Raw genomic sequence first — 18,092 nt, forward strand, 5'->3', positions numbered from 1 at the left:
CCGAAGCCGTCGGCGTGCAGCGTCTCCATCATCTCCCGCGCAAGGGCCGTCAGGGGAAGCGGGCTTCCCACCCCGTGGCCCGTGTCAAGCGCGTTTGCCAGGTCCTTGATGTGCAGGTCGATCTTGAAGCCCGGCTTGAAGTTGCCGTCCATCATCATCGGCGCCTTCGCGTTCATCACCGTGCTGCCCGCAAGCCCCCCCTTGATCGCCTCGAACACCAGGTGCGGGTCCACCCCCGCCTTGCGCACCAGCGTGAACGCCTCGGCTACGGCGGCGATGTTCAGCGCCACGATGACCTGGTTGGCCAGCTTGGTCGTGTTGCCCGCCCCGATCGGACCGCAGTGCACCGCACTACAGCCCATCACCAGCAGGATGTCCCTCACCTCCTCGAACAGCTCCTCCTGGCCGCCGACCATGATCGCAAGCGTCCCGTCCACAGCCTTCGGCTCGCCGCCGGAGACCGGGGCGTCAAGCATCCGCACCTTCTTGCTCGCGCAGGCCTTCTCCACCTCCTGGCTGGCCAGCGGGGCGATCGAGGACATGTCGATCAGGATCAGGCCCTCCTTCGCCCCCTCGAGCACACCGCCCTCGCCCATCACCACGCTCTTGACGTGCGGGCTGTTGGGCAGCATCGTGATCACCAAAGGCACCTGGCCCGCCACGTCTGCCGCACTCTTGCCGGCCTTCGCCCCGGCTGCAACCACATTCTCAACATTCTCTTTCACCACATCGTAGCAGACCACCTCGTGGCCCGCCTTGAGCAGGTTCTTTGCCATGGGCTTGCCCATGATCCCCAGTCCGATGAATCCTATCTTCATGCAGGAACTCCTTGTTATACAGTCAGGATTGCCCTGATTCTTGATGCGACATCCTGGCTCTCAAGACCGTAGTGCTTGAGCAGGATGGTGTAATTCTCCGCCGATGTACCGTACCGGTCGTCCACCCCGATGATGTCCAACGGCAGGCGTGTCTTGGACAGGGCGCTTGCCACGGTGCTCCCGAGCCCGCCGATGATGCTGTGCTCTTCGGCAGTCACCACCGCCTTGACCCCTTCACAGAAACCCAGAAGCGCTTCGGTATCGAGCGGCTTGATGGTGCTGACGTTGACCACCCTGACGCTGATTCCTTCCTGTTCAAGCTGCCTGGCAGCCTGTATGGACTGCTGGACCATGATGCCGGTGGCAAAAACCACCACATCCTTGCCTTCGACGACCTGTGTCATCTTGCCGATGTGATACTCGGCATCGGGATTGGTGACCACCGGCAGGTCGTTGCGGTTGATGCGGATGTACATCGGCCCCTTTGACTCTACCATCGCCTTGACCATCTGTTCGGTCTCCACTGCATCACAAGGAGATAGCACGGTCATGTGCGGCAGCACCTGCATCAGGGCAATGTCGTCGATGCTCTGGTGCGTCTTGCCGTCGCCGAAGTCGGAAAGACCCGCGCTCGAACCACAAATCTTCACATTCAGGCTTGCAATGGTAATCGAAGAGCGGATCTGGTCGTAGGCACGGCCGGAAGCAAAGACGGCAAAGGAGTTGATGAACGGGATCTTGCCGGTAAGCGAAAGGCCTGCGGCAACGCTGGCCATGTTCTGCTCTGCGATTCCCATCTGGAAATACCGCTCGGGATACATATTCCCAAACAGGCTGGACATAGTCGAATTGCCCAAGTCGGCTTCGAGCATCACGATATCGGTGTTCTTTTCACCCAGTTCGACGAGAGTCTCGCCGTAGGTTTTTCTCAAGCTGTCGCTGGTTCTCATGCCTCTACCTCCCGCTTCATGTTCTCGATGCACTGCCATGCAATCTTGTACTCTTCTTCATTCATGGCAGCATTGTGATACTTCGCCTTTCCTTCAGCGAACGGGAAGCACTTGCCCTTGATCGTATGGGCAAGGATTGCCGTCGGTCCTTGTGTATAGGCTTTTGCTGCATCAAGGGCACCCAGCACCTGCACCATGTCGTGCCCGTCAATCTCGATGACGTTCCATCCGAAGGCCTTCCACTTCTCTACTAGGTTTTCAATTGGGAAAGTCTCGGCAGTCGTGCTGGTTGCCTGCACACCGTTCCAGTCGATAACGGCCGTCAGGTTGCTTGCCTTGTAGACTGCAGCGGCCATCGCGGCCTCCCAAATCTGGCCTTCGGCAAGTTCGCCGTCACCCAGAATTGCGTACACGCGGCTTTTGCTTCCATCGAGCCTGAGGCCCAGGGCGACGCCCAGAGAGACCGAAAGACCCTGTCCGAGCGAGCCGGTTACCGCTTCGATGCCGGGTGTCTTATCCATGTCGGGGTGCCCCTGCAGGATGCCGGTGAAGGTTTTCACCTTCCCAAGCTCGCTGCGGTCAAAGTAACCCAGCTCGGCCAGGCATGCGTACTGCACCAGCACCGCATGGCCCTTGCTCATGATCAGGCGGTCGCGGCTTGGATCCTTGGGATCGTTGCGGTTGATTCTCATCGTATGAAAATAGAGGGTGGCCATCACATCGGCTATCGAGCTGCTGCCGCCGAGATGTCCCACCTTTCCCGGGGGTATCATCTCAAGGATGTTGGCGCGTACCTGAATCGCCTTGCGTTTCAGCTCCCTCACGAGTTCTTCTGAATATTCCATGGTATTCTCCTACCTAACTTTGAATTTCTCAGCAGCAGGTCACCCCGCCGTCCACCGGCAGGGCTATCCCGTTTATGAACGATGCTTCGTCACTTGCAAGGTACCATACTGCATTAGCCACATCCCTGGAGGTTGCAAGGCGGCCGAGTGGAACCTCGTCCAGCCGCTGCTGTTTCTTTACCGGATCCTTGAACATCTCCTGCACCAAGGGGGTGTCCACCGTACTCGGATGAATCGAGTTGCAGCGGATGTTCTCATGGCCGTAGCGGCTTGCGATCGCCTTGGTCAGCAGCGTCACCGCTCCCTTGGTCGTCGTGTACGCCTCGGGGGTGTAGCGGTGGCCGATGAGGCCGCACACCGAAGAAGTGTTGATGATCGCCCCGCCGCCCTGCTTCCGCATGACGGGCAGCACATACTTGGTTCCGAGGAACACACTGCCGACATTGACAGCCATCATGGTGTTGAACTCGGAGAAGTTCATCTCCTCGATGGGTTTTCGGATATTGATGCCTGCATTGTTCACCAGCACATCGATGCGGCCTTCTCTATCGACAATCCGAGCAACAACATCCTGCCAAGCTTCCTCGCTGGTAAGGTCCAGCTTGAGAAAGGTGGCGCTGTAGGAGAGCTTTTTCATACGCTTCTCGAGCTCCTCTCCCTTCTGGACGTCCAGATCCAGGATGTAGAGCTTTGCCCCGTTTTCACACAGCAGCTGAACCATCTCCGCTCCCAATCCACCGGCTCCGCCGGTTACCAGGATGACTTTATTTCGTACATTCACACCCGTTCTCCTTCTTCTCAGGCGGCGCTTATGCTGCCGTCATCCTTTTGCAATCTGCTGTTCTTGATGCCTGCATATAAGATCCAAACAATTGCGACCATCAGAACAATACCCACCGGCCGTCCAAGCAGAGGGATGATCGATCCTTGTCCCTGCATCAGTGCCTGGCGGAAGCTGATGTCGGCCGTGGGGCCAAGAATGATGCCGAGCACCAGCGGCGCCATCGGGTAGTTGAGCTTGCGCAAAATGTATCCCAGGATACCGAATACGAACATGACCGCGATGTCAAAGGTGTTCACGTTGCCCGCATAGGCACCGATGACGGTCAAGGGAACGATGATCGGCATCAGGATCTTTCGGTTGATTTTCAAAATCTTGACCATGGGCTTCACTAGTGCGAGGCCGAAAACCAGCATGGAGAATGTTGCAATGATCAAGGTAATTGCCGTCAGATAGAGGAAGTCCGGAGACTCCAGGGCCAACATCGGACCGGGTTTGATCCCGTGCAGCCAAATGGCGGCAAGGAACATGGCAGCCGGTGGAGAGCCGGGGATGGCGAGGGTGAGCAGGGGAATCATGGCACCACCGATACACGCGTTGTTCGCCGTCTCGGCCGAGGCCAAGCCTTCGTAGCTTCCCTTTCCAAACAGATGTCCTTTCTTGCTTCGCCGCTTGCCGACATCATAGGATACCCAGGCGGCGATGTCCTCACCTGCTCCGGGAACCGCTCCGATACCGCAGCCGATCAAACCGGAACGGACTGCCGTATGAACGATATCCTTGACCATATCCTTGGAAGGAAGCACACGCCCCAGCTGGCTCTCTATGGAGTAAGGCACATCCTCCTGGAGCACGGAGAGAATCTCAGAAATACCGAATACGCCAATGAGAGCCGGTATCAAGGAGATGCCGCCCATGAGGCTGTAGCTGCCATAGGTGAAACGCGGGTAGGCGTATACGGCGTCCAGACCGATCATGGCGGTGAAGAAGCCAAGGAAGCCGACAATCCACCCCTTGATCGGAGTGCTCTGGGTCGAGAGGTTTCCGCAGATCATGATGCCGAAGACGGAGATGAGGAAGTACTCCCACTGGCCGAACTTCAAGGCGATCTTGTAGAGGAACGGAGTCAAAAAGATAAGGATGACGATGGAGAACAAGGTTCCGATGAAAGAGGCTATGACACCTACTCCGATTGCTTGTCCGCCATGCCCCTTTTTGGCAAGAATGAATCCATCCAGTGCAGTTGCTGCTGCAGAGGGTGTTCCGGGGATGTTGATCATGATTGCTGAGTAACAACCGCCCATGACCGCCCCCACATAGACCCCCAAGAGGAAGGCCACTGCAACAGGAAGCTGCATGGAGTAGGTCAGGTTGATCAACAAAGCGAGAGCCATGGTTGCAGTAAGGCCTGGTATTGCGCCTACGACAATACCTGCAACGGTGGCAATCATGGTTACAAACACCTGAGGGAATCCGAATGCTTGGGAGGCAGCGGATCCGAACAGGGCCAATTGTTGTGCGAATGCTTCAAACATAAGTTCTCCTTGCCTTAGGGAAGAGGAATTTTAAAGACGTACTGGAAGACTGCACCGATGACCAATGCAGAAATGGCTGAGATGATGATGTTCTTCACCAACGTCGTGGATTTCAAATAGAAAAAGGTCACAAACAGGTACAAGAACGTGGCAATGGCGAAATGGACTCTTCCGATGAGTCCAAAGATATAGACCACCATGAAGAAGGAGAGAATGACAACCCGCTTGCTTTGCGGATTCAGAAAGAGTGTCGTTAGAGCAGCCTTTGTGAAGGTGTTTTTTGCAGCTTCGACACTGCCGCCCCGCAAGGCACCGATGAACATGACAAGACCGAATACGATAAAGATGATTCCCAGGATCAAGGGAAAGAAGCCGGGTGCGTCAAGAAACGAGTTGTACACCTTCATCCCCAATGATTCGACGACAAGAAAGATACCGAAGGCAAAGAGCAATACGCCCATGACAAGGTCGGATGTTGTAGTTTTTTTCAACTGACTCATGCAATTATCCTTTATGTGGAACAATGGTGGGGATGGAGTATCCCATCCCCACGGCAGGCAGCCTTATTTCTTGATTTTCTGCTTTGCCACGTCCCAATTGAAATCAGCGAGCTTGGGAATCCCAAACTTCTCAGGGCTTTCAACGGTCGAACCTACATTGTGCAGGGTCCAAGCGTAACCGGCTTCCTGGATGGCAAGGAACTTGTCGGCATCTTCTCCGGCATACCCGGCGATTACGAGGCCCTGGTTCTTTGCATAGTCCACGATTTCGGGCTGCTTGACGGCCCAGTAGAAAGCCTCGGTCAGTTTGTCGATGATATGCTTGGGAGCATCACGGGGGATCAGGATCGGCCATGTCTCACTGAGCAAGGGGATGTTTTCTGCATTCTTCTGCACCTTGGTGATAGAAGGAATATTCATACCAAATTCGGTATAATCCTTGGTATCAGTGATTGCAAGAGCGCGAATTTGACCTGCCTTGATGAAGTCGATGACCGAACTGAAGGTAGCCATGGAGATCTCAGCATCACCGGCAATGATGTTGATAGCGGCCTGTCGGCAGGAACCAGCAGTCATGTAGTTCGGAGCAGCAACACCGGCGATGTCGCGCACCGCTTCAAACAGTACGTGAGGTCCGACACCGAATCCACTGATGGCAAAATTGACTTTCTTGGTCTTCAGGTAGGCCATAGCCTCGTCATAGGTCTTGATCGGGGAATCACTGCGTACGATAAGGACTGCTGCTCCCATGTACGGGTGGAAGGAAGCCCAATCTCCCCAGAAGGTTTCACTGGTGCCCATTACACGGAACCCGGAAATCGGAGCGCTGCCGGTTGCAAACATGCTGTAGCCATCATGCGGCTTGCTGTACATGACTGTGTTTGCTGCAACTGCCGAAGAGGCTCCGGCCTGGTTGACTACGTTGATGGTCTCGCCAAGGTACTCTTCCATCTTTGCGATAACAGGACGGACTGCGGTATCGGTACCACCGCCTGCTCCGAATCCGACATACACGACCGGCTGGGTTTTCGGCCACAGCTTCGTACCGGCAGTCTCACCGGTTGCCTGAGCGAACAGGAATGAGGATGCAACCAACAGTACACAAAGTACTACCAGAATCTTGTTTCTCTTCATAACAAAACTCTCCTTTTTATATTCTACGGCACAAGCCGCAGGGATCCTCAAGTTAGTTGTATGTTGTCTTATGAGTTACTGCAATCTAATACAAGACAACATTTTAACGTTTTCTTGTTTCGACTAGAGCTCTGAGAGCTCAGAAACCCGGTCAACCGTCTTGGCCACGTGCTCGCGCATGGCCGCCACCGCCCCTACCCTGTTCCCTTTCTTCAATTCTTCGAGGATTAGACGGTGAAAGTATTTTCCGTCCTTCATTCCCAAGTGGGTAACAATGGATTCCATGCTTGCAGCCAAAAGATCCTGCATGAACATGGAAACATTTATCAGCATCTGATTCTTGGTTGCCTTCGAGATCGCCATATGGAACATCAGGTCGTCATGCGAAAAAGTCTTCACATCACTGGTGTTTTGTTCCATGCGTTGTACAATGGCTTCCATCTCAGCCAACTCGGAAGCAGTGATGCGAGTTGCTGCAATCTCGGTTGCACCAACCTCCATCACCATTCGATACTCGAGGATTTCCTCAAGCGAATTCTTGTTGATCATGAACATCGGAAGCATCATGTCCTTGTAGCTGTCACTGGTAGCCTTCTTGACGAAGGATCCTTCCCCCTGTCGTGTTTCCACGATGCCGAGGGCGGTCAGCTTTTGCATGGCTTCTCGAATGCTGATACGGCTCACACCCATTTCCAGGCGGAGCTCGTTCTCCGAGGGGAGTCTTGTCCCCTCTTCCCACTTGTGGTTTTTGATGCGTTCAAGCAGCTGATCATAGACCTGGGAGGACACCTTCTGCTGCTTGACGATTTTCATGGTACTGTGTAGCGGCATCCAAACCCCCTAAGCCTTGATGCTCATAGGTTATCATACAAGTACAGGATGTCAACAACTTTTTACTGCAAATTGCTTATAGCGTATAAATATATCGATACAGAGTTATCGATATCGGCTAATAGAGAGGGAATGTTACTTCCCTCCCAGAAGAATTCCTATTCTTTTGTTTTCTTGTTTTTCCCCAAAGCCAACAGCACAAAGAAGATGATGAGAATCACAACAAATATGCCCACCATTCCTTGTGCCATTAGGGTCAATGACTTGCCAAATATAGTATTCATATTCCCCTCCTTACAGCAGACCCGGGACCAAGCCCAGGATGACACCACCGGCAATGACCGAGGCAATTTGTCCTGCTACGTTCGCCCCGACTGCATGCATCAAAAGGTGGTTCTGCGGGTCAGCCTGCTGCCCCATCCTCTGGATGACACGCGCTGACATCGGGAAGGCTGAAATACCGGCAGCCCCTACCATCGGATTGACCTTCTGCTTGACGAACAGGTTGAGAATCTTGGCAAACACCACCCCGGCTATCGTATCGAATACGAAGGCCAGAAGCCCCAGGGCCATGATCATAACCGTTTGCACCGTCACAAATGCATCAGCCTTCATGGTGGAAGCGATGGTAATACCAAGCAACAGGGTGATAAGGTTGACCAATACTGTCTGTGCCGCAGTGGACAAGGTGTCCAGTACCGTACACTCACGAATGAGATTGCCGAACATCAGCATCCCCACCAGCGAAACAGAGGCTGGGGCAACATAGCCGGCAACCACGGTGACAATGATCGGGAAGAAGATTTTGGAGCGCTTGGATACCGAGCGGGGATTGTACGGCATTTTGATCATCCGCTCTTTCTTGGTTGTCACCAGCCTGATGGCAAAGGGCTGTATGATGGGCACCAAGGCCATATAGGAGTAGGCGGCAATGGCAATGGGCCCGATATACGTACTTCCCAATACCTGTGAGACCAGAATGGATGTCGGCCCGTCGGCGGCCCCGATGATGCCGATGGAGGCGGCATCGACGAGGCTGAAGCCCATCAAGGTGGCAAGGCTTATAGTGGCGAAGATGCCCCACTGGGCGGCAGCCCCGAAGAGGATGAGCTTCGGATTGGCCAACAGCGGACCGAAGTCGATCATCGCCCCGATGCCGATGAAGAGCAGCAGCGGCATGGCCTCCGCCGCCTCGATGCCGAGGTGGAAGAGCCAGTCAAGAATGCCTGGTACTTCACCGATGCCAACCATCATCTGGGTAACCGCACCGCTGAACGGCAGGTTGACCAGAATCGCACCGAACCCCATGGGAAGCAACAACGAGGGTTCAAGCTTCTTTGCAATTGCAAGATAAATGAGAAGACCGCCCACGCCAAACATTACCAGTTGCTTCCAGGTCGTGGCGAGCAGTCCGTCCAACAAGAAGTCCATAGTGAACCTCCAGTAGAAGAATGGGGGGAGAAGTTGACTTCGCACGATGGCAATGAAGCTCCCCCAACGTCATTCATCATAGAGTGTCCAAGAGAATTGGTCAAACAAATACCATATTCACCAGGCAATTGAATTGCCTTGCGTGCTGTCGTATAGTAGCTCCATGTACACACCCAAGAAACTGACATACAAAGATATTCCGGCAGTGTTGAGGTATATTGCTGAGGAAAAAGAGGTCAATCTTTTCATTGAAGGCGATATCGAAAACTACGGGTTGGATGGCGACATCGTGTCCATGTACGCTTTCGGTGATGACTGGGACTACCTGGTTTTGCGTTACTACGAGAACTATATGATCACCTGCAACAAACCCGGCGGAAACCTGAGCCGGGTTGCAGCCTTCCTGAAGCAGCAGCATATGCTCTGCCTCAGCGCCAAGGAGGAGATATTGCTGGATATTCAGCCATACTTTCCTCAGGTCAAGGTGCAGGGCACGTACTTGTGCAGGCTCAACAAGGAAGGCTTCAAGATGCAGGCTCCCAGGCATACAATCGCCAGGCTTGTGCCGAATGACGCCCAATCAATCATCGACCTCTACAAGCAGATAGAGGAGTTTGCAAAGCCCTACATCGAGCACGAGCAGGAGAAACTGAGACAGACAAGCGAACTCTTGGAAAGCGGAGGCCTCGGCTACGGCATCTTCGATGGGGACGTCCTTGTCTGCATGGCCAACATCACCGCAAAAACACAACACGGAGCGATGATCATCGGCGTTGCCACNNACCCATCCATCCTATCGCAACCGTGGGTATGCCTCACAGGTAATGATCAGGTTATGCTCCCAGTGCTTCACCGACGGTTTGAGTTTTCTCTGCCTGTTCTACGACAATCCCCTGGCAGGTGCCATCTATCACCAACTGGGCTTTGAGACCATCGGGCGGTGGGGAATGATGAAATTTTGAGTCTGAACTAGAGATCCAACAGCGTCTTATCCCCGTACACCTTTTGCCAATCATCGGCAAAGTCCTGCACTGCCTTCTGGATCGACGGCATGGCAAGGCCTGTTGAGAGCAGCTGAGGTTTGACGGTGCAGCACCCTGCTCCACTTGCATAGGCGGTGGTCACCTCCGCAACATTGCGAAAGCTTGCAGCCAGCACCTGAGTTGAGCTTGTATTCGTCCAAAGCAGTCCCGCCAGTTCCTTGATGACCCTTGCCGCCTCGATATCGAGGTTGAGCATCCGGTCATAGAAAACGGCGACATACCGCGCTCCGCTGAGCATCGCAAGAATGCCCTGCATAGTGGAGAATACGGTGGAAGCAGTAATGTTCAAGCCCTCTTGGGCCAGCTGTTTGATGACCGAAAGACCGACCTCGGTTACCGGAACGGCGATGAAGGTCCGTTCACCCAACTCTGATACCAAGTGGTGGGCTTCCCTGATCATCGTCTGGTGGTCAGCAGCCATCAGCTGCACATGCAAGTCCCGTTCTTCCCCTATCAGAGTCCGAAGAGCTTTCAGATGCGACATAACATGCGTTTGGGCCAAGCGCGAGAGCATCGTTGGATTGGTGGTGACTCCCTTGATCGGGTAGCATTGCAGCGCATGTTCCACTTCAGCAAGATCAGCAGTATCAAGCAACAAATCCATGGCAATACCTCTGTATGCAGTGTGTCACACAATATAAAACTGGACAACTCCCTGCTATCGGTTCTTGACAAACAGATGGGTATGGACAACCATTTCGGCATGAGTGAGACCATCCTTACCGAAAATTCATTCTTCTATGAGCCTACGATGCAGCTGAAAGTGATCAAGCGCGATCCCGAGCTGCCCTACCGGCTCCACAGCCATGAATTTCATGAGTTGGTCGTCGTCATCAGCGGCAGGGGCGTCAACTTCACAGCCACCGAGCAGATGCCGCTACGTGAAGGCTCCGTATTCTTCATCCCCCCCGGAGTTGAACACGGGTACAAGGATGTTGAAAACCTTGTCCTGTACAATATTCTCTATGGGCGAAACCTCATCACCCGACACGCCCTCGACCTCACGGAGCTGCCCGGGTTCTGTTCCCTATTCCTGCAATCGGAACGCATCGAAGGACTTACCCTTTCCCCCTCCCAGATTGCGGAGCTCATACCCTTGGTCCAGCTCATGGAGAAGGAAGCCGACGACCAAAGCTATGGCTCAGGCTCGAGAACGCTCGCCTATGCCTACCTCATCGAGTTGCTTGTGCAACTATCGCGCATTTACGATCAAACCCCCCGGGAGACCAATCAAACCGCCCGCAGGCTTTGGGAAGTGATCTCCTACATGGACGGAAACCTCGACAAGGCCCTTACAACCGAGGACCTTGTCACCATTGCAAACATGAGCACCAGCACGCTCAACCGCTGTTTCAAGCAGAGCACCGGCCTCTCGCCGATTGAGTTTCACATCCACAAGCGCATCGCCTACGCATGCTCGCTCATCCAGGAACGAGGCTTGTCCATGGGACAGGTCAGTGAGGCATGCGGGTTCAAAGACCCGAATTACTTCTCCCGCCAGTTCCGCAAGGTCATGGGGATGAGCCCCAAGCAGTACCAACGCATCTTCACCAGCCGCTTTACGTAAGCGACTCCAAGGCTGTCACAGCCGACGAGAAGAACTTGTCCTGTCCTACCAACTCGTAGAAACCGAGACGCTTCATCAGCGACTGCACCGAAGGCTGCAGACCACAGAACAGCACATCAACGGAGTTCTTCCTGCACATGTTCACAATCTCGACAAACTCATTGATGGAGCTGTGATCGATGGTGTGCACGCCGCGGAGACTGAATATGATGCGGCCGACTCCTTCGGCAAGCAAGTTCTCCACAACCTTGGTCAGTTGGTCTTGGCTGCCGAAGAACAGCGAACCATCAACATACACAACCTTTGTAGCAGCATCGTAGGTTCCGAGTTCGGGGGTGACTGGATCAACCTCGATTGAGATATGATGGCTTCGGATGATGAACATCACCATGGAGAAAATCAGACCGATGAGAATGGCGATGGTAAGATCGAAGACCACCGTCGCCACCATGGTTATAAGGAACTGGGCCATCGAAGTCTTGATCTTCTTGGAGAAAATCTGACGAATGGAGTGCCACTCGTTCATTCTCCAAGCAGTTACCATCAACACGCCGGCCAAGGAAGCTAGAGGAATCCTGCTCATATAGGGTGAGAGCAGGAACATCGAGGCCAACAGCCCGATTGCATGGACGATACCTGTCAGACGAGTCTGCTGCCCGCTCTTGATAGCCACCGAAGTACGGGCTATTGCTGCTGTGGCAGGAATTCCTCCAAAGAAGGGGATGATGACATTGCCGATGCCCTGGGCATACAGTTCACGGGTGGCATTGAGCTTCTCTCCCTTCATTTTCCCGGCGGAGCTGCCGCAGAGCAGGCTTTCCACCATGCCGAGTGCTGCAATGGAAATTGCCGGGGAGATGTATTGGGTCAACTCCCGGATGGGAAGCGCGAACAAATGCAATCTGTTCTCGCCCATCAAAGAACGGGGAATCAGGCCGACTTCCTTCACCGGAAGGTCAAGAAGCATCTGCACGACCAAGGTGATGATGATGCCAAGCAGACTTGCAGGGAATCTGGCATTCCATTTCTTAGGCCAGAGAATCATGAGCAGCACCACAAACAAGCCATAGCCCAAAGTAGCGAGGTCGATGGGAAATCCCAGCGAAGTATAGGAGAGCAGCTTGGCCAGCGCACTTTCCCCGCTGCTGACTGTTCCAAAAAAGTTGTCGATTTGGCCCAAGGCGATAATGACGGCAATCCCACTGGTAAAGCCGGTAACAACCGGGCTGGGGATGTAGGAGACCAAAGATCCTACTTTCAGATAGGCCGCTGCCAGGAGAATCAGACCGCTGAGGAACCCTGCAATGAAGACTCCTTCGGCGCCGTGGCGGGCAACCAGGCTGACCAGAATGGCAGCCATGGCCCCCGTGGGCCCTGAAATCTGGAACGAAGCTCCACCCAGAGCCCCAATGATGAATCCTGCCAGAATTGCGGTGATCAGACCGCTGGCAGCATCCAAGCCAGAACTCACTCCGAAGGCAAGGGCCAGCGGCAGGGCAACGGCGGTAACCGTCAGTCCTGCCAGGATGTCCTTGGATAATTTGGTCACGGAATAATCAGAGAACTCACGCGACAAATCCTTGAAAAAGGCGAAATTGCTCAGCAAGCTACTTTCACGCACCCCACCCACCCCCATAACTACCATTGTATGATTATGGGCCAAGCATAGAACTTTCGCTTCACTAGCTCAAGTGACTGAAAGTGCTGCTTTCTTACTTCTTGGGCACAATCTCCAACCAATATCCATCGGGATCCACGATGAAATAAATGCCCATGTTGGTATTCTCATAACAGATGCACCCCATAGCACGATGCTTGGCACGGGCGGCCTCCATGTCATCAACCTCGAAAGCCAAATGGAACTCATTGTCCCCCAGATTGTAGGTGCCTTTCTCCCAATTGCGCAACCAGGTAAGCTCCAGCTGATGCTTCGATTGTCCATCACCAAGGAAAACAAGAATAAAGGAGTTGTCGGCGGCGACCTTGCGTCGGACCTCGACCAAGCCAAGAGCCTCCTTATAGAAAGCAAGAGACTTATCCAAATCGGTGACATTGAAATTATTATGGGCGAATGTGAATTTCATAGATTCCTCCAGGTTTGTATTTCGTTTGTGAGTTGCAGTACCTCTACACCCGTATCTTTCAGCTCGGCCTTCAGGTTTGCACACACTGAGCTATCCTTCCAAAAGTGCATGGGGATCAGGGTCTTGACCTTCACCCTCTCTACGAGGTCCTTCGCCCCCAGGCTGTAGAAAGGTCCGAGCCGTGGGTCCACAGGTACGAATGCAATGTCGAGCTTGGTGGGAAGCAACTTGAGTTCAGCGTGGTAATCACGCTTCATCTGTTGGTTGTAAGCCTCACTCTCACCCTCCCAATGCCAGTGGTTGAGATCCCCTGCATAGTAAATGGTCCTGCCCTCGGCCTGTATGACAAAAGCAACACCCTCGTCGGTGGAAGCCAGGGTCCTGACCGCCACATCATGGATGCTGATCTCCTCATAGCTTCCCATCCAACGGACCTGTACATGGTGCGGCACCAGGTGGGTGGCGATATCGGAAGAGAGAATGAACACCGTAGGCCCCCCCTGCCTTTGGGCAAGAGAGAAAATCGCCTCGTTGAAGTGGTCTCCATGCCGATGACTGGAAAACACCAACAGGCACTTCTTCTCATCCGGAAGCTCCAAAGGCCCTCCTGTGTAATCGAAGAGGAGCAACGCATGCTCTGCTTCGAGCAGAAAGGTGCTATGAAATAGGTATGTGCAATTCATACTATAACCATGGACGAACAAAAGCTTGCTGTCAAGTAAGGGCACATATGCTATAGTGGGCAATCGGGAGGAAGCATATGCACCTTGAAATTCAGGACAAGGATCGAAACGTAGTAGGAAAGAGTGTAGCAAGTGGGTATGGATGCGCCTTGGTGCACCAAACTGGCTACAACGAGGGAGACCAGATAGTCATCCATGTCCCCCACTGCGGCCTCTACCAGATCCAGCTTGACGAGTCTTTGGGCAGCCATATTGTCTATCTCAAGGAAGAAGCCCGCTATGCCATCCCGTGCCAGCCTGCACAGCGCACCTGCTATCCAGCCCAGGCTTTCTCGGGCGGCATGCATCTGCTCACCCTTTCCAAGGCCGGACAAGCCGGTCGAAGAAACCTTGCCCTCAATCCGTACGACCACCATCGCACCAGCGGCCTGTTCCCCCACGCAAAGGCCAATGTGGAGACGCGCGGGGAGATGGTCTTTGCAGCACGCAATGCAATCGACGGGAACTTCACCAACCACAGCCATGGAGAGTATCCCTTTGAGAGCTGGGGAATAAACCGCGACCCCAAGGCCGAGCTCACCCTCGACTTCGGCAGACCTGTTCTCATTGATGAGATCAGGCTGACCATCCGCGCCGACTGGCCGCATGACAGCTGGTGGACCGAAGCGAAGGCGACCGACAACGAAGGCCGGACGCATGTCTTTCAGCTCCAGAAGGATCCCCTTCCCCAACGCTTTCCGATCAAGCCGGCGGTGGTGACCAGCCTCACCCTCCATGACCTGAAGAAGGAAGCGAGCGACCCCTCCCCCTTCCCGGCCCTCACCCAACTTGAAGTCTGGGGTGTCGAAGCCTAGGTAAAGCGAATGGTGCTTTGGCCATCCTCCTCATACCAAAGGGGGAAGTTGGTGTTCCAGATGTTGTTGTACAGGTTGAAATGAAAAACTCCATCGACTTGGGGCAGTTCATCATCGAAGCAGAGCAGCTTCCTTCGGCTAAGTGAAACCAACGGGGAATCGAGGTTTTCAACAAGCAGTCTCCTCCCCTTGTTTTCATACACAAGACCTTCAACGGCGTGGATCGACCGGGCCCCTTTTGAGACAGTCGAATCCAAAGGCAGTTCCTGAGAGAGCTTGAGCATGCGCCAGGTCCCCCCGGCTTCGGTCTGCAACCCCACCGACAGCCACAGAGCCTCGGGTAGGCGGGTCGCCTCCTTCCTGCTCCAGGCAAGCGTCATTTCAAGAAGTTTTCCCTCCTTGCTGAATCGATACAAAATCTGCACGCATCTCGGCGCCCCCCTCGGACTCTCCTCCTCAGCCTCAAGCGTAGCACAAAGCTCAACCGTTGCAGGACCATCCAATCGAACCAGATTTTTCAGTCTCCCCTTGCAGAGGCGATGCTCGACCTTCGGCTGTACAGCCTCCATGCCAGGCTTGCCATAGTCTGCAAGAATCCAATCCCTGCCTGCATCAAAGTTGCGGTTGTACTGGTGATGGAAGGCATCGTAATCCTCGGCACTGAAGCTCTCATATCGGTATGCCCCGATACCCTCCCCCTTGACTGATTCAGTCCCGTCTGCAGTACGCAGCGAGGCTATGCTGCCGTCATCGGCAACGACAACCTGAGACGATCCAATCCGGATAGGCGTATGTGACGATAGCCGATTTGCCGCTGTTTGATTGCAAGCAGTCCTGATGTCCAGCGGTTTCAGGACATCGATTGCCTCAATCTGCAGGTTGTGAGGAAGCGAAGCAACCGCTTCATCCAGATACGACCTCTGTTCCTGATGACTGAGGGAAAAGACTGAATACCTGCGTGTCGATCGTCGTTGGTCCTGTGTTCCGAAGATGTGGGCATACTCTTTTTGGGCGAATGCTTCTATGAATTGGTAGGCGGGAGAAACAGCTGATGCAGAGACTACATCCAACTCCCGCGCCCGGTGGAAATCATCGATAGCATAGTTGGTGTAATCGCCCAGGTACTTTTTGAAATCCATGCCCCACGTATGCTCGCATATCATCAAGAGCTGATCCATGAAACAGTCGCTACCCAGCACGTCGGGTTTCGTCTTCGCCCACGCAAGCAGGCGTTTCAAACACCTGACTTTGTAAGGGTCGCTGCCTATGCCATGTATCCAGGTATCCCCGATCTCGGCTTTTACTACAGGAAGCGTATGCTTGAATGGAAGGATGGCACGGGCATACGAAGAGAGATCGCTTGCCTGAATCGTTGCTCCAGGATATTTTTTTCTCAACGTTTCAAAGACGGCGTACACCTGCCGGACGTCAGGCGGTCCAGCGTTGTCGGCACTGTTCTCGATGACCAGGACATCCTGCAGTTCTCCAATCGGCTCCGAGGAGCCGTAGGAGGCATCGTACTGAACCATCACCTCCTCTCCCGTGGGAGCCTTCCACACAAAAAGAGGAGGCACATCGGGCAGAGGAGACCCTCCGTTGACCCCGATGTGGAGAAACTGCACCCCGGCTTTTGCAAGGTAGGGAACCAAGGCAAGGGTATGACCGGGGACATCCGTCATTTTGGCTGCAATTGTTGCATGTCCGAACCGGGCGTCGAGGTTCTTTGACAAGGAGAGTGCATACTCAGCCAAACTGCTGTTCATCAATTCCGTATGCGTGGTGAACGGCAGGGCGTGCCAGGTGATGTCACCCGCCTCAATCGCTTCAACGAACAAAGCCCGATCCTGCTCATCTGCATGCTGCAGGTAGTTCTTGACCAACCAACTGCCGGTTGTCCAAACCAGGCGCTCATTTGCGTGTGCATCACGCAGTTGCTTTGCCACCCTGATCGCCTGGGGGATGAACTGCTTGTGATACCGTTCGATGGTTCTCGCAGCCAAATCAGTAAAACCAATATCCAAATGGGTCTTGAAAACCACGTGCACGGTTTTGATCATACTCAGATTCTCTCCTTCTGCTTGCATGAAGGCCCCAACAAATGCATACTGCGTAGAGAGGATTTACCGTGGACACCGAACTGAACAAAGCTTCCAGGCGCCTGTCTGAGCTTCCCATCAGCATTGAACTTTCCGGCTTCACCATCGATGTGCAGTGGTTTCGCATCATGCAAAAATCGGGGCAGTGGGAGATTGAACGTCATGCCCACTCCAGTTTTGAATTCCATATCATTGCCCGTGGCTCCTGCACAGTCGCCACCGACACTCACTCCTTCGTTGCCGAAGCGGGAAGTTTCTACCTTACCGCTCCGGGTGTGTACCACCAGCAATGGTCCCTCTCCGATGAAGACCTGGTCGAGTACAGTCTTGACTGCACCTTCCGTCCTCGAAAAGAGAGCACAGGATCGGCAAGTGAATGGGTGCAGCTGCATGAGTTCTTCCTCTCCTGTGCCTGCCTTCCTGTCAAAGACACCAGCGGCGTCATCGCCCTGTTCGAACAAGCCATCGATGAGGCACTTGAGCTGAAACCCGGCTACTCGATAATCATCCACTCCCTTGTTCCCTCCATCCTGGTCGCTGCTGCACGAAGCATGGGCCTGCACACCAATCCATCCAACGCCAAAGAGAAGAGCAGGATGGATATGATCGCCGATTTTGTCGAGGACAACATCTTCAGACCCATCAGCCCTGCCGATATCGCCGCCTTCATGAACCTCAGCGAGAAACAAGTCTCCCGCATCGTGTTTGCATCCGAAGGGTATTCGACCAAGCGATTCATCACGTTGGCAAAAATCGAGCAGGCCAAGAAAATGCTCACCTCAACCTCATACTCCCTGAGCGAAATCTCCAAGGAGCTGGGCTTTGCAACAACCAGTTACTTCAATACGGTTTTTCGGAAAACCGAGGGAGTTACACCTGGTGTGTATCGTGGGCAGATTCTGGAGAAGCTCGATATACATCATACATAAATGTCTAAAAA

General features: G+C 53.8%; 19 protein-coding genes. 4 read left to right on the top strand and 15 right to left on the bottom strand.

Annotation, left to right across the window (positions count from 1 at the left end; all coding sequences use genetic code 11):
* The 10 genes from garR to B3K89_RS03240 all read right to left on the bottom strand — a co-directional run.
* A partial coding sequence (garR, locus tag B3K89_RS03195; RefSeq protein WP_345907058.1) for a 2-hydroxy-3-oxopropionate reductase occupies positions 1–818 on the bottom strand: 818 nt, incomplete at its 3' end.
* 14 nt (positions 819–832) lie between these two features.
* On the bottom strand, positions 833–1,768 hold the full coding sequence (locus tag B3K89_RS03200; protein ID WP_293894969.1) for a transketolase family protein: 936 nt from the start codon (positions 1,766–1,768) through the stop codon (positions 833–835).
* Entirely contained in the window at positions 1,765–2,613 is an 849-nt protein-coding gene (locus B3K89_RS03205) for a transketolase (RefSeq protein WP_293894972.1), read from the bottom strand. The genes B3K89_RS03200 and B3K89_RS03205 overlap by 4 nt, the downstream gene beginning before the upstream one ends.
* Positions 2,614–2,641: 28 nt before the next feature.
* Entirely contained in the window at positions 2,642–3,394 is a 753-nt protein-coding gene (locus tag B3K89_RS03210) for an SDR family NAD(P)-dependent oxidoreductase (RefSeq protein ID WP_293894975.1), read from the bottom strand.
* A 17-nt stretch (positions 3,395–3,411) separates the two neighbouring features.
* Positions 3,412–4,929 carry a tripartite tricarboxylate transporter permease gene (locus B3K89_RS03215; RefSeq protein WP_293894978.1) on the bottom strand — a complete coding sequence of 506 codons (1,518 nt, stop codon included), beginning with the start codon at positions 4,927–4,929 and terminating at the stop codon, positions 3,412–3,414.
* Between the two features lie 14 nt (positions 4,930–4,943).
* Positions 4,944–5,429, bottom strand: a complete 486-nt coding sequence (locus tag B3K89_RS03220) for a tripartite tricarboxylate transporter TctB family protein (protein WP_293894981.1) — start codon at positions 5,427–5,429, stop codon at positions 4,944–4,946.
* A 63-nt stretch (positions 5,430–5,492) separates the two neighbouring features.
* A complete protein-coding gene (locus B3K89_RS03225; RefSeq protein ID WP_293894984.1) occupies positions 5,493–6,563 on the bottom strand; it encodes a tripartite tricarboxylate transporter substrate-binding protein in 1,071 nt (356 codons plus the stop codon).
* A gap of 123 nt (positions 6,564–6,686) precedes the next feature.
* A complete protein-coding gene (locus tag B3K89_RS03230; protein WP_293894987.1) occupies positions 6,687–7,394 on the bottom strand; it encodes a FadR/GntR family transcriptional regulator in 708 nt (235 codons plus the stop codon).
* Between the two features lie 158 nt (positions 7,395–7,552).
* A complete protein-coding gene (locus tag B3K89_RS03235; RefSeq protein WP_293894990.1) occupies positions 7,553–7,678 on the bottom strand; it encodes an OadG-related small transporter subunit in 126 nt (41 codons plus the stop codon).
* A 10-nt stretch (positions 7,679–7,688) separates the two neighbouring features.
* Positions 7,689–8,825, bottom strand: coding sequence for a sodium ion-translocating decarboxylase subunit beta (locus tag B3K89_RS03240; protein ID WP_293894993.1), 1,137 nt, complete (start codon positions 8,823–8,825; stop codon positions 7,689–7,691).
* 824 nt (positions 8,826–9,649) lie between these two features.
* Here B3K89_RS03240 and B3K89_RS03245 point away from each other — a divergent pair.
* The gene (locus tag B3K89_RS03245; RefSeq protein WP_345907059.1) at positions 9,650–9,787 is read left to right on the top strand and encodes a hypothetical protein; all 138 of its coding nucleotides are present in this window, start codon (positions 9,650–9,652) and stop codon (positions 9,785–9,787) included.
* A 7-nt stretch (positions 9,788–9,794) separates the two neighbouring features.
* Here the strand turns inward: B3K89_RS03245 and B3K89_RS03250 are convergent, their stop codons facing one another.
* Entirely contained in the window at positions 9,795–10,472 is a 678-nt protein-coding gene (locus B3K89_RS03250) for a fructose-6-phosphate aldolase (protein ID WP_293893029.1), read from the bottom strand.
* Positions 10,473–10,493: 21 nt separating this feature from the next.
* Between B3K89_RS03250 and B3K89_RS03255 the strand changes: the two genes are divergently transcribed.
* Positions 10,494–11,435: a helix-turn-helix domain-containing protein gene (locus B3K89_RS03255; RefSeq protein WP_293893032.1), complete on the top strand. Its 942-nt coding sequence runs from the start codon at positions 10,494–10,496 to the stop codon at positions 11,433–11,435.
* Here the strand turns inward: B3K89_RS03255 and B3K89_RS03260 are convergent.
* From B3K89_RS03260 to B3K89_RS03270, 3 genes are all read right to left on the bottom strand, one after another.
* A complete protein-coding gene (locus B3K89_RS03260) occupies positions 11,428–13,080 on the bottom strand; it encodes a SulP family inorganic anion transporter (protein WP_293893035.1) in 1,653 nt (550 codons plus the stop codon). The two genes, B3K89_RS03255 and B3K89_RS03260, sit on opposite strands and share 8 nt — an antisense overlap.
* Before the next feature lie 67 nt (positions 13,081–13,147).
* Entirely contained in the window at positions 13,148–13,519 is a 372-nt protein-coding gene (locus B3K89_RS03265) for a VOC family protein (RefSeq protein WP_293893038.1), read from the bottom strand.
* Positions 13,516–14,202 (bottom strand): MBL fold metallo-hydrolase, encoded by a 687-nt coding sequence (locus tag B3K89_RS03270; RefSeq protein WP_293893041.1) that lies wholly within the window; start codon positions 14,200–14,202, stop codon positions 13,516–13,518. Before B3K89_RS03270 ends, B3K89_RS03265 begins: the two co-directional genes overlap by 4 nt.
* A 77-nt stretch (positions 14,203–14,279) precedes the next feature.
* On the opposite strand from B3K89_RS03270, the gene B3K89_RS03275 reads away from it, so the two are divergent.
* Positions 14,280–15,056 carry a carbohydrate-binding protein gene (locus tag B3K89_RS03275; protein ID WP_293893044.1) on the top strand — a complete coding sequence of 259 codons (777 nt, stop codon included), beginning with the start codon at positions 14,280–14,282 and terminating at the stop codon, positions 15,054–15,056.
* On the opposite strand, the gene B3K89_RS03280 is transcribed toward B3K89_RS03275, so the two are convergent.
* Complete coding sequence (locus B3K89_RS03280) at positions 15,053–17,113, bottom strand: DUF5054 domain-containing protein (RefSeq protein WP_345907060.1); 2,061 nt, start codon at positions 17,111–17,113, stop codon at positions 15,053–15,055. The two genes, B3K89_RS03275 and B3K89_RS03280, sit on opposite strands and share 4 nt — an antisense overlap.
* A gap of 68 nt (positions 17,114–17,181) precedes the next feature.
* Between B3K89_RS03280 and B3K89_RS03285 the strand changes: the two genes are divergently transcribed.
* The gene (locus B3K89_RS03285) at positions 17,182–18,081 is read left to right on the top strand and encodes a helix-turn-helix domain-containing protein (protein ID WP_293893051.1); all 900 of its coding nucleotides are present in this window, start codon (positions 17,182–17,184) and stop codon (positions 18,079–18,081) included.
* Positions 18,082–18,092: the final 11 nt, after the last annotated feature.

Origin of the sequence: Sphaerochaeta sp. UBA5849 (genome assembly GCA_002432715.1) — a bacterium.
GTDB lineage: Bacteria > Spirochaetota > Spirochaetia > Sphaerochaetales > Sphaerochaetaceae > Sphaerochaeta.